Origin of the sequence: Chitinophaga agrisoli, from assembly GCF_008386695.1 — a bacterium.
Taxonomy (GTDB): Bacteria; Bacteroidota; Bacteroidia; order Chitinophagales; family Chitinophagaceae; genus Chitinophaga; species Chitinophaga agrisoli.
This window is the reverse complement of sequence record NZ_VUOC01000001.1, coordinates 774621-787776: the sequence shown is the minus strand read 5'-3', so window position 1 is coordinate 787776 and position 13156 is coordinate 774621. Positions and strand designations below refer to the sequence as shown.

The 13156-nt window shown below is 52.2% G+C and carries 5 protein-coding genes; all 5 read right to left on the bottom strand.

Annotated features, from left to right (window positions below):
- Position 1 precedes the first annotated feature (1 nt).
- Positions 2-4960 carry a translocation/assembly module TamB domain-containing protein gene (locus F0L74_RS03230; RefSeq protein WP_149836385.1) on the bottom strand — a complete coding sequence of 1653 codons (4959 nt, stop codon included), beginning with the start codon at positions 4958-4960 and terminating at the stop codon, positions 2-4.
- A 230-nt stretch (positions 4961-5190) separates the two neighbouring features.
- Positions 5191-5829 carry a DUF6563 family protein gene (locus F0L74_RS03225; RefSeq protein WP_149836384.1) on the bottom strand — a complete coding sequence of 213 codons (639 nt, stop codon included), beginning with the start codon at positions 5827-5829 and terminating at the stop codon, positions 5191-5193.
- A 113-nt stretch (positions 5830-5942) separates the two neighbouring features.
- Positions 5943-6563 carry a hypothetical protein gene (locus F0L74_RS03220; RefSeq protein ID WP_149836383.1) on the bottom strand — a complete coding sequence of 207 codons (621 nt, stop codon included), beginning with the start codon at positions 6561-6563 and terminating at the stop codon, positions 5943-5945.
- A 139-nt stretch (positions 6564-6702) separates the two neighbouring features.
- The gene (locus F0L74_RS03215; protein ID WP_149836382.1) at positions 6703-8178 is read right to left on the bottom strand and encodes a glutamate synthase subunit beta; all 1476 of its coding nucleotides are present in this window, start codon (positions 8176-8178) and stop codon (positions 6703-6705) included.
- Between the two features lie 44 nt (positions 8179-8222).
- Entirely contained in the window at positions 8223-12752 is a 4530-nt protein-coding gene (gene gltB / locus F0L74_RS03210; protein ID WP_149836381.1) for a glutamate synthase large subunit, read from the bottom strand.
- Positions 12753-13156: the final 404 nt, after the last annotated feature.

The window sequence follows — 13156 nt, the reverse complement described above, 5'->3', positions numbered from 1 at the left end:
GTTAAGATTTCTTGGCGTTTTTCTTACGTAATCTCTCCGTGCGCTTCTCTTTCTTAGAGCGGCCCAGTATTTCGCGGAACTGATCGTAATCTATTACCAGCATAAAAGCGGCGCCGGTTTCCACTACCTGTCCTTCTACTACTGTTTCGTTGGTATTACGCTGGTATACCCGTACCCGGTAGCGGCCATCCCGTGTTAATTTATATTCCACAGAAATATCGCCCACCAGGGTACTGGTATTGCTGGTTTGCTGATCGCCTTCCAGCAATACGTTGGAGCCAACAGCTACTGTAAGGCGGTCGTTGAAGAGGTTTTTGGAAACGCCTACATTCAACACCGTACTTTCTTTAGCGCTGCCGGTGGAATAGTCTTCATTATTCTGCAGGTCAAAATTGATATCCACACCTTTGATCAGGTTACCGGCCAGGTTATTCATTTGCTGTGACAGGATCTTGCTCACACTCTTACGGGCTTCGCGGCCTACATCCACACCCTCGCCTTCTGTAGCGCCGGGATCATCCGGGATGAAGGAGTTCAGCACCAGCAGGCCCATTACCTGTTTGTTCAGCTCAGAAGGTATCTGGTTGATCTGTTTCAGACGGTTATACACACTGCCGCTAAAGGCATTACGCTCTGCCTCCGGCATATCCAGCATAAATGTGATGTCTGGTTTCATGAGATCGCCTTTGATCTGCATGTACACTTCAAAAGGCAGGCGCTGCCTGTAACGATTACGGTCTACGTCTGACATGTTGGACAGCTGGTCTGATACCAGGTCTGCGGCCGGCGCGTTTACCGTGTATTTAGCGGTAATATCTAGGGTAGCGTCTGTAGCATCACCGTTAAAGGTAATGGCGCTACCCTTTTCTATAGCAAAGGAACGTTTGATCACTTCGTACAGTGACATCTGGTACTTACCCTCCTGGATCTCATAACGGCCGGTGAGGCTTAGCTTACTGCTGGCGTCCATAGTGGCATTCAGGGTGGCGGTGCCTTTAGCTTCTACATAGTCGCCATTCTGCTGGTCTATGATGATCTTGATGGTGGACTCTGGCGTGATCTCTGCATTACCGCTGAAGTTCAAACCTTTTAAACGGGGATTCTCAAAACGGGCGCTATCCTGTGCGGCCAGCATAGCAGAATCCACTGGCTGATCTTTATCCACAAAGACCATCACCCCTTCCCTGTTGGCTACGCCGGGGTTCTCTTCCGGTATGGTAACTGTTACGCTGGATTTATCGCGGAGCTTTACATAAGCGTCTATACGCGGCAGGTCCATATTGCCTCTTACACGGATGCGGCTATCCACAAAAGCAGGACCGTAGAACAGCTGGTCAGGGTTTTGCTGTTTACCCAGCACCATAAAATTATCCGCATTCACATCCAGGTTAAAGCGGTAGTTGGTAAAGTCTGTGGTGTTAATACGGCCATCCACTACCAGCTCATTTCCCAGGCTGTCTGCAATTACCAGTTTATTCATGGCTATGCCCCGTTCGTCCAGCACAATCTCTTCGTCTGGTAAGCTTAAAGGCGCGCCTACATAAGTAATGGTACCACCGGCATTATTAAAGTGCAGATTGCCGATCACTTTGGGTTTATCTGTAGTGCCGGTAATGGTAAACTTTCCATTAGCATCGCCATGCATACGGGTTACGTTGCCAAAAGTGAATGGCTCCAGGGAAGCCATGCTGAGTTTATTAAGGTTTACTGTGGCATTGATGGTGCTATCATAGGTAGCCTGTACCTGCAGGTCATTATCATTACCCACCAGCCCTGCCTTTACCTGGTAGGTTTGCGGGGCGGGTGTTTCCAGGTTAGCGTCCAGCGTGCCCAGGCGGGTATTCCGGAAAGTAAGGCTATCTATTTTAAGGGTGCTGGATACTAATGGCGAAGCGCTGAGGTTACTGATATGGGCCTGGCCATTCAGCACGCCGGTAGCCAGCAAGGTATCTGCCGCCAGCAGGCCGGTGATGGTGGCCAGCTGAAAATCCTTTATATCTGTTTGCAGGGCCGGTATGCGGCTGCTGCTATCTGGCGTGGTCTGTAACTGGATGGATTGTGCCCGGTACGACAGTTTCAGGTTGGCGCTATCCGGGAGGCCATTGCGCAGGCGTACGAGGTTGTTCTCATCCACCGTCCAAGCCTGCTTATTGAGCAACAGGCCGGGTTTAAGGGCCAGCGTGATCACGGAATCCGGCAGGAACTGTACCAGCCCGCCTACTTTATATTTAGGGCGGCCTTGTACATCATCCAGGTTCAGGTCCCAATCCACTTTGCCGGAGCTGGCGCTTGCCAGCAGTGCTGTATGATAGAGCGGCGCCACCGGATGGCGCAGGGCAGCCAGGGATACCGCTGCTTTGAGGCTGGTATCCTGGATGCGGGCATCCAGCAGCAGGCTGTCTATATGCAGGGAGTCATAAGTTAATTTGGGCAGAGACGCATGCATTACCAGCAGGCTGCTGTCAGAATTAAGCCGGCCCTGGATAGCCAGGGGCTCATTCATACGTAGGGTGGGGAACATGGCCTGCAGGCTACGTGGCCAGCGCAGCGAGGCGGTCCATTGCAGTTGCTGATGCGCGGGTAATGTGATCAGGTGTGCGCTATCTACTGGCGTGAGCGGTTTGCCTATGAGGCCGCCGAAGGTAGCGCCCAACCGGGTATAATCCACGGTGCCATTGGCCATTATGGAGCCAAAGGGCCCGTTTAGCGTAAGGTACTGCTGGTCTTCCCAATGTGCCAGCAAGGCAACGGTATCTAATGGAAATACCTGACCGGCGGTGGCTATCTGCCAGCCGGTAAGATCTGCCTTGCCTTCCAGGCGGGTGGGCTGCAGGCTGCTGAAGTCTGCGGCCAGGGTGCCTTTTAGCTGCATTGGCTCACTGTACCAGTGCGTAGCAAAAAGATCGGCCTTATTCAGTACCAGGTTGGCCTGCAAAGGTTGTATAGTAGTATCCTGTATGTGGCCGTTAACGTCGAAACTGAGGTCCATGGCGGTATCCAGACTTTGGCCGGAGGCCTCAAAATCGCCCTGGCGGATGCCGGCCTTCATTTGCACATCGTGATACGTGTACCCATTATAGGTAGCCTCGTTAATGTGCGCCGCCGCGTTGGCGGCCATGGTGTTAATATCGTATCCTTTGCCTTCTGCTTCCAGGCGGCCGCTTATCCAGCCAATGGTCGTATCATACAACATACGGCCGGGGTGGAGATGAAAATACGGTATCAATACGCTGTAGGTGCTGTGCAGGCTGTCCGTGATATTCACCAGCCGGGCATGCATGACGGCATTGGCCATATCGCTTTTCAGCTGCACATCTGTTTGCATGTCTGCCATTCCCCCGGTAAAGGAGCCGGTTATTAACATTTGCTCCGGCAGGCGGGGCGTATCCGGCAGGATGCCTATGGGCAGCCAGGAGCGTAAAGGCTTATTGCCGCTCTGGATGGTAAAGGCAGGCAGGTTGGCGCGCAGGCTATCCGGGTTGGCGGCGTGGAAGACCTCCCCTTTTGTGGTGATCACGTTACCCACATTATCCCGGAAATAGAAGTCCTGGATCTCCAGGTGGGCCATGCTACCCTTTAATATAGCCGATAATGTTAGCTGTTTATCCCAAAGGGGCTGCATATTCTTATTGCTGCGGGCATCTGGTACAAAAGCCAGCCACTCGCCCAGCGCAATACGGGAAGAGTCTATGTTGGCCCTGATCTGCAGCTCATCCAGGCGGTCTGCCACGGTGGCCCAGGAGGGCACGGTAACGATGATCTGTTTACGGAGCAGGGATCTGTTCGTCTCCACCAGCATATCCTGCAGGGAAAGGCTTTGAGGTGTGAACATAAACGCCATGTGCGCGCGTTTTACCGCAAAGCCGGATTTATCCTGCATGCTCAGGTGATGCAGCAGCGCGCTCACGGTATCTGATCTGTAGCTGATATCGCTTACCCGGGTATTGAAACCTTTGATGAGCAGGTGGTTATAATCCGGATCGCCGCTGCCTGCACCGCGGGGCGCCGGAGCGGTATTATTATCATACTTAACGTTCAGCTGTTCCAATAAGGCCAGACCGGTATTTACCTGCCAGGTATTGGGCGTACTGTCTGCCGGTACCGGCGTGCTGGTGTCTTTTGGGGCAGACATGGTGAATACGCCCTGGGTTTGGCTTAGGTGGATATCGCCTATCTGTATATGGGTGGAATCCTGGTCGATATTGGCATTGTTGATCTCAAACTTTCCTACCCGCCAGGCGGTGGAAATGCCCATATCCTGACTTTCGTACCAGAATGTGCTGTGCTGTACCTGCATTTTTTTGAGCAGCAGATGGAAAGGCGCCGCGGCAGTATCTGCAACAGAGGGCGGCGGAGCGGCTGCCGCGGTGGCTTTGGGCCGGTAGGCCTGCCGGAAGAAACCAGTGAGGCCATCCAGGGTAATACCCCGGAACGCATACACGCCGTCGTTTACCAGCAGGTCGTCCGGGTCTATTGTCAATGTTTTCCAGTGCAGCACGGCGCTCATACCTCCCGGCTCATCTATATAACTTACATGCACCTGGCGCAGGGCCACATCCTTGATATGGAACTGCATGGTGGTGCCTGTTTCCGGGGCGATTGTATCCGGCGTAGCGTCCGGACTGATGAAGGCGTCTGCAATGAACTGGAAATTGAAAACGCTGTCATGCTCATGCCGGTAGGCATTTACCAGCAGGGTATCCCATTCCAGTTTGTTGATACGCAGCTCATTATTGAGCAGGGAAAGCAGGTTGTAACGCACTTTAAGGGAGCCGGTGTAGAAGAGGGCCTGTTGCGCGGTATCTGATACGTATACATTCCGCAGCTCGAGGTATTGCCAGCCCCTGGCCCGCAGATAACCTATTTTTACGTTGGTATGCAGTTTATTACGGAGGTACTGTTCCCCCTGCCGGCGAAGATAATCCTGTACGGGCGCCAGCTGTAACAACAATACAGCCATAACGGGCAGTAACAGGATTCCTATTACGATCCATAAAAGCCACCGCCACCAGGGCCGGCCGTGATGTTTGTCTTCTGAGGTTGCGGGTACCGTCACTATGAAAAATTGCTATAGTAATTTACTGAAAATAAGCACTTTGCTACATTCTAACATCAAAAGAATTGTAGCAAATTCTGTACCTACCCAATATGTAGCGCTGACGGGGAGTTTTTTAAGCGGGCATGGGCGGCTTACAGCACAGGGGTATTGCGCTGGTTAAACCACTGGATATAATACTCCAGTTTTTCACGCTTCTGTTCATCCTGATTAAAGGCTTCGAGTATCACCTTATCCTCTGGCAGTATGTATTTGCGGAGATTATACAAGCTAAGTTCATAGATATCGCCGGTGAGGATATTGATCACTTTTTTGCGGATAACAGGAGGGGGCGTATTCTTAAATGTTAGTGCACCCGGCTGGGGCAGCGGTGTGGCTATGAGCCCCCCGATCTCGTACAGGCAATAATACCCGATCTCCTTTATCCTGTTTAAACCATTGTCCCTTATATACACACTGTTGCCATCAGAAAAGCCCCAATAATCCTTCACTTTGCGCTCCTGGCCGGTACTGTCCACCACACGCAGCTCATTCCTGCTGGCCAGCAGGTAGATCTGGGCGGCAGAGCTCCGGTTCTTTAATACCAGGTTACCGGTTATGGAAGGATTATCCTGCTGGAACTCCTGGAAGTTCTTATAAACGCCTTTTTTATAATGATGGGTATTAAAAATAAAACCGGGAGTGGCGGCAATGATGGTAGTATCCTGCGCATGTACAGGAATCAGCGAACAGAAAAGATTGGAAAGTAGCAATAACAGTAACCCGCGACACATGGATTAAAATTAATAACTAATTCCCGAAACTGCGGGCTGAATAGCCGAAATGGCTGTTTGTGCCTGCTGATGAGGGGTTTATGTCCCTGATGATGTGCTAATGTGCTGATATGCTAATGTGCTGACGTGACCAGGGGAGGCAACAACAACTGGTTATCTTTAAAAACCGCAGCTAGTCTTTTCCCGATAGTAGTGTGGATAACCTGTGTAGGCGGGCCCTGGGTATTGGTGAGCAGGGTGCCGGCCCATACGACCTGGCCCTCCGCTTCCGTAAGCACCATCCCGAACTCCAGCACAAGGCGGTGGATAACGCCATCATCAAAATGTACAGTGGAATTGCCACCCGGCGTGCCGGTGTAATAAGGGCCGGTTGGCAGCCGGTATAATTTTTTCAGCCGGGCATCCTGCGGCGTGATCCGCAGCAGCGCGTCATATGGATGGGCGGTGATGGCTTTTTTCAGGTTGGCGTTGATATCCACTTTCCGTGGATCGCCCAGGAATGCAAAATTGCAATGCATATTTACTTTGCGCAGTCTGGACCGGATGGCCATGGCCATATTCTCAATATCATAGCGGGCGGCTACATCTCCTTCTCCGGTGATAAGCAGGGTATGATAAGTTTTCTGGGCATCGTTAGGATGGCTGGTAACCAGCAGTACGTTCTTTTTGGAGGCAGTGCAGGAGAGGAAGCAGATGGCTGATATGGCATATAGAACGGGTATAGCTCTCATCATAGGCGTAAAAAGGATACGCCTATAAAATTAGTATTTCCCCCGGTATAACAGGAAACAAAAAGGGCCGGGTAAAAACCCAGCCCGGCTGAAGGTTACAACAAAATCTAAACCTGCTTATGAGAAAACTTTAAGAAAGTTATCAGATAGCCATTGCTTGTAAGGAATGATCCCTGCTTTCCAGCTGCGAAGCACCCATCAGGAACTCGTCCACTTTCCGTGCGCACTCTCTGCCTTCGCTGATGGCCCATACCACCAGGGATTGGCCACGGCGCATATCGCCGGCGGCAAATACCTTAGGGATAGAGGTCTGGTAAGCTTTTTCAGTGGCTTTTACATTGCCACGATCATCTTTTTCCACACCCAGATCATCGAGCATGCCCTGGTGCTGCGGGTGTACAAAACCCATTGCCAGCAGGGCCAGCTCGCAGGGAACTTCCCTTTCTGAGCCTGGAACTTCTTTGAATCCGCCCGGTCTGCCATCATGGCCCAGCGCCCATTGCAGGTCTACCAGTTTCAGGCCTTTCAGGTTACCGTTACCATCGCCCACAAACTCTTTGGTGGCAATGGCCCATTGACGTTGCGCGCCTTCTTCATGAGAAGAGGAAGTTTTGAGCACCATGGGATAGGTAGGCCAGGGCATATACTGTGTACGCTCTCCGGGAGGTTTGGGCAACAGTTCCAGCTGTGTAACGCTGGCAGCGCCATGACGGTTGGAGGTACCCACACAGTCTGAGCCGGTATCACCACCACCAATCACTACTACATTCTTGCTACTGGCCCATATATCTGTACCGCCTACAGGACGGTTAATCACTCTTTTGTTCTGTTGCTTCAGGAAATCCATCGCAAAATGAACGCCATTTAACTCGCGGCCGGGAATATTCAGGTCACGGGGAATGGTGGAGCCGCCTGCCAATACGATCGCATTGTATTCGCGCAGCAGATCGTTCACACTAACATTCACGCCTACGTTTGCATTGCATTGGAATACAACGCCTTCTTCTTCCATCAGCTTAATACGGCGATCGATCACCCATTTTTCCAGCTTGAAATCCGGGATACCATAACGTAACAGTCCGCCGGGGAGATCGTCCCTTTCGAATACGGTTACCAGGTGGCCTGCATAGTTCAGTTGTGCCGCGGCAGCCAGTCCTGCGGGACCGGAGCCTATTACGGCTATCTTTTTACCGGTACGTACGCGGGGCACTTTGGCCTGTACCAGTCCTTTATCAAAAGCGATCTCTATGATGTGGCGCTCTATTTCTTCGATAGCTACCGGGGGCTGGTTAATACCCAGCACACAGGCGCTTTCGCAGGGGGCCGGACAGATACGGCCGGTAAATTCCGGGAAGTTGTTGGTGCTGGTCAGGATCTCGTATGCTTCCTGCCAATCCTTTTGATATACTGCATCGTTAAACTCCGGGATCACATTGCCCAGCGGGCATCCGCTATGGCAGAAGGGCACGCCGCAGTTCATACAGCGGGCAGCCTGCTGGTTGAGCGTGGGCTCGCTGAAGCGTTCTACGAACTCATTATAGTGCTGCGTTCTTTGCTTTGGGTCTGTTTTGCCCGGCATTTCGCGCGTAAATTCCAGGAATCCTGTTGGTTTACCCATCTCTCTGTTCTTTTAATGTTTAAATAACAAGGCTTTATTCAAGGTCAGGACTTGGTTGCTTTCTGACCTTCTGACCGTCCGATCTTCAGCACCGCCTTGTATTCTTTCGGGAACACCTTTACAAAATGACGTAACTGATTTTCCCAGTCCTTTAATATAAACTTGGCCACTGTACTATTCGTGTATGCATGATGTTTGGTGATAAGGTCATGCAGCTGGGCTACATCTTCCTGATCCAGGGGATCGAGGTCGATCATGTCCTTATTACAACGGCCTGCGAACACGCCTTTTACATCATATACATAAGCAATACCACCGCTCATGCCTGCGCCAAAGTTGCGGCCGGTCTCGCCCAGGATCACTGCCCTGCCGCCGGTCATGTATTCGCAACCGTGATCGCCGGTACCTTCTGTTACTACGGTAGCGCCGGAGTTACGTACGCAGAAGCGTTCACCAGCTTTACCGCGGATATATGCCTCACCGGAAGTAGCGCCGTACAGGGCTACGTTACCCGCAATGATGTTCTCCTCTGCCTTGAAGCCTGCTTCTGCGGAGGGGTACACGATGATCTTGGCGCCGGAGAGGCCTTTACCAAAGTAGTCATTGGCCTCGCCTTCCAGTTCCAGCGTAACGCCTTTGGTATTGAAGGCGCCAAAGCTCTGACCAGCAGACCCCATGAACTTGAAGTGGATGGTATCCTCCGGTAATCCTTCGCTTTTGTAGCGTTTGGAGATCTCGTTGCTGAGGATAGTGCCTATAGTACGGTCTGTATTTCTTACGTTGAACTGCTGGAAAACCCGGGTCTTTTTGTCCAGCGCGGGCTGTGCGGCTTTCAGCAGCTGCCAGTCCAGCACTTCGGAGATACCGTGGTCCTGCTCTTCCTGTTTGTACAGGCCAACTTCCGGACCGGCGGGCTCTTTATATAATACGGGTGACAGATCCAGGTGTTTGAATTTCCAGTGGTCTACGCCTTCCCTGATCTGCAGGTTCTCTACCTGGCCTACCATTTCATTGATGGTACGGAAGCCCAGGTCTGCCATGATCTCGCGAAGCTCTTCTACCAGGAATTTGAACAGGTTCACCACGTGATCAGGATTGCCGGAGAAGCGTTTACGCAGCTCAGGATCCTGGGTGGCCACGCCTACGGGGCAGGTGTTCACATGGCATTTACGCATCATGATACAACCTTCTACCACCAGGGCGGCAGTAGCCACGCCCCATTCTTCCGCACCCAGCAGGGTAGCGATAGCGATATCACGGCCGGTCTTTAACTGACCATCTGTTTGTACGGTTACCCTGCTGCGCAGTTTGTTCCGCACCAGTGTCTGATGGGTTTCTGCCAGGCCCAGTTCCCAGGGCAGGCCCGCATGTTTAACGGAGCTGATGGGAGAAGCGCCGGTACCGCCGTCATGACCGGAGATGAGCACTACGTCTGCATGGGCTTTAGCCACACCGGCAGCAATGGTGCCTACGCCTGCTTTAGATACCAGCTTAACGTTGATACGGGCGGCGCGGTTAGCATTCTTCAGGTCAAAGATCAGCTGGGCAAGGTCTTCGATGGAATAGATATCGTGGTGTGGCGGCGGAGAGATCAAACCTACGCCAGGCGTAGCATGACGTACTTTCGCGATCCATTCATCCACTTTATGGCCGGGCAGCTGGCCGCCTTCACCGGGCTTGGCGCCCTGGGCCATCTTTATCTGTAATTCATCCGCATTAGTAAGGTAGTAGCTGGTAACCCCAAAGCGCGCACTGGCCACCTGCTTAATGGCGGAGCGCATGCTATCGCCGTTGGGCAGGTGTTCGTAGCGCAGCTCATCCTCTCCCCCTTCGCCGGTATTGCTTTTAGCGCCTATACGGTTCATCGCAATTGCCAGGGTGGAATGGGCTTCGTGGGAAATAGAGCCAAAGCTCATAGCGCCGGAAGCAAAACGTTTCAGGATCACTTCTGCTGCTTCTACCTCTTCAATGGGCACGGAAGGCCGTGTACGTTTGAAGGAGAAAAGGCTGCGCAGGGTGGCTGCTTTTTCGCTCTGGTCGTTTACCGCTTTAGAGTATTTTTTGAAAGTGCTGTAATCGCCCAAACGGGTGGCGTATTGCAGCAGGTGAATAGTAGTAGGATTGAACAGGTGGAACTCGCCTTTACGTTTCCACTGGTAGATACCACCTGTGGTGAGGCGTTGTACCGGCGTTTCCTTACGGCCATAACCCATCCAGTGTTTGGCCAGGGTTTCGCGGGCTATTTCATCCAGGCCCAGGCCCTGTATGCGGGACACGGCGCCGGTGAAATATTTATCTACTACCTGTTGGTTAATACCTAATATCTCGAAGATCTGGGCGCCCTGGTAAGATTGCAGGGTGGAGATACCCATTTTAGAGAACACTTTCAGCAGGCCTTCACATACGGCTTTGATATAGTTCTTCTTCAGCTTATCTGTATCATAGTCCGTTTCCAGCTTGCCGTTCAACTTCATGTCGCGGATGGTGCTGAGCGCCAGGTAAGGGTTGATGGCGGTAGCGCCAAAACCCAGCAGGGCGGCATAGTGGTGCACTTCCCAAACGTCGCCAGCTTCTATGATAATGCCTACCTGGCCACGGTAACCCTTGCGGATGAGGTGGTGGTGAACGGCAGAAGCAGCCAGCAGGGACGGGATGGGTGCGTGCTCGGAATCAATCGCACGGTCAGAAAGGATGATCACTTCAAAACCATCTTCCACGGCATCTACCGCATAGCGGCAGAGGCGGGACAGGCCTTTTTCCAGGGAGCCGGGTTTACCGTCTGCCTTAAAATAGGTCTGCAAGGTTTTGGCCTGGAAGATACCGGTATCAATACTGCGGATCTTCTCCAGCTCGTGGTTATTTAATATAGGATGGTGCAGGGCCAGACCATGGCAGTGCAGCGGATCTTCATCCAGCAGGTTGCCATTGTTACCCACAAAAGTAGCCAGTGACATTACCAGTCTTTCGCGGATAGGATCGATGGGCGGGTTGGTTACCTGGGCAAACAGCTGTTTGAAGTAGCTGCTCAGGTGCTGGGGCTGATCGCTCAGCACAGCCAGGGGCACATCCGTACCCATGGAGCCAACCGGCTCTTTACCGTCGAGGGCCATGGGAGCGATGATCTGATCCAGGTCTTCTGTGCTATAGCCAAAAGCGCGCTGGTATTTAAAGATCTGCTCGTGCTCCAGGTGGGAGAAGGTTACGCGGGGCTCCGGCAACTCTTCCAGACGGATCTTATATTTATTAAGCCACTCCGCGTAAGGTTGCTGGGAGCAGATGGCCTGCTTCAGCTCCTCATCGCCAATGATGCGGCCCTGGTCCATGTCAACGATGAACATTTTACCAGGTTGCAGGCGGCCTTTTTCTTTTACATTCTTAGGATCGATGGGCAGTACGCCGGCTTCGGAAGCCATGATCACGCGATCGTCCTTGGTCACCACGTAGCGGCTGGGGCGCAGACCGTTACGGTCCAGGGTAGCGCCTATGATCTTACCATCTGTAAAGGAGATGGAAGCGGGACCATCCCAGGGCTCCATTAAGGAAGCGTGGTATTCGTAGAACGCTTTCTTTACGGGATCCATATCCTCGTTACCGTCCCATGCCTCGGGGATCATCATCATCATCACATGCGGCAGGGAGCGGCCGGTAAAGGTGAGCAGCTCTATAACGTTATCCAGGCTGGCGGAGTCTGACTGGCCTTCTTCTACCAGGGGCAGCAGCATATCCATTTCTTCTTTGGAGAAGAAGCGGGTAGCAAAATCCCTTTCGCCGGCGCGGAGCCAGTTAAGGTTGCCTTTCAGGGTGTTGATCTCCCCGTTATGCGCAATATAGCGGTACGGGTGGGCCAACCTCCAGCTGGGGAAGGTGTTGGTGGCAAAGCGGGAGTGGATCAGCGCAAAAGCGGATACCATTTTCTCGTCGCTCAGGTCAGGGTAGTAATGCCTAACCTGGTAAGTAGTCAGCTGGCCTTTGTAAACGATCGTTTTGTAGGAAAGGGAGCAGATGTAGAACAGCTGCTTTTCTTTGGGAACGGTGTTACGTACTGTTTTGGAAATATAATTACGGAGCACAAAGAGTTTGCGCTCAAAAGTTTCTGCATCTGCGATATGATAGGGGCAGGAGATGAAAACCTGTTCTATCTCCGGTTCAACGGAGAGGGCGCTTTCACCAATACCATCGGGGCGTACCGGTACTTTGCGGTAACCCAGAATTTCGAGGCCCAGCTTTTCCGCCGCTCGCTCGATGATCTCACGGCATTCTTCTCTCCAGCGGGGCTCTTTAGGAAAGAAAACCATACCTACGCCATACTTGCCAAATTCCGGGAGGGCGATCCCGATCTTTAGACACTCGTCATAGAAAAATTCATGCGGCATCTGGATAAGGATCCCGGCCCCGTCGCCGGTGGTGCGCTCACAACCGCAGGCTCCACGGTGTTCCATGTTTTCCAGCATCGTCAGGGCGTCTATGATGATCTGGTGTGATTTACGGCCCTTAATATGGGCGGTAAAACCAGTACCACAGGCATCATGCTCAAATTCCGGACGATACAGGCCTTCCTGTTTTCTCACTTGCATTCGTTTAAATTTTTGTACCAGGTACACTACGCCTTATGCGCTTAAGCAGCCGGGCGAGGTACCGTAATTATTCGGGAACGGTTTAAAGATACTAAAGGAATGCGGTATTTTTTATATAAACATTTGTTTATACCGAAAAATTTAGAAAAAATTAAAAATATGGTTTAGTTCATTGGAAGTTTGGAAAATTTTGGAGGAGCGGTGGAGGGAGGGGAATGCGGATGAGCAGATGTGTAAATGCGTGGATGTGCAGATGAGGGCGATTGGGAATTGGGAGGCGTCGTGGATTGCCCGATGGTCACGCCCGGATGTGGGGAGGCTATGAGGTGATAAGGGGCTATGCCGGCAGTGTTCCCCTGCGTGCTGCGCCTGCCGCGGGTGGCTGTTTTGCGGGTTGGCTGCAG